The organism is Arthrobacter sp. Ha26 (assembly GCF_059091705.1).
In genome coordinates this window covers 1-228 of record NZ_JBNHGX010000023.1, presented here as the reverse complement: position 1 = coordinate 228, position 228 = coordinate 1, and the positions used below count along the sequence as shown (strand labels likewise).

At 55.3% G+C, this 228-nt stretch carries 1 rRNA gene; it reads left to right on the top strand.

The window, feature by feature from the left end:
* Positions 1 to 151: 151 nt before the first annotated feature.
* Positions 152 to 228 (top strand): 5S ribosomal RNA (gene rrf / locus AC5RVY_RS19090); the annotation flags it as partial.

Sequence of the window (228 nt, the reverse complement as noted above, 5' to 3'; positions counted from 1 at the left end):
AAACAAGACTGCTTGCGTCCACTATGTGGTTCCCAAACAACAAACCAAACCGGTTCGTTGCCCAAGGGAACACACAATTGAATAACAACACCACACATGTTGTAACCACAAAGATTTCCCCCACCCCACCCGGGGTGCGCGGAGCAAGGGTTACGGCGGTCATAGCGTGGGGGAAACGCCCGGTCCCATTCCGAACCCGGAAGCTAAGACCCACAGCGCCGATGGTAC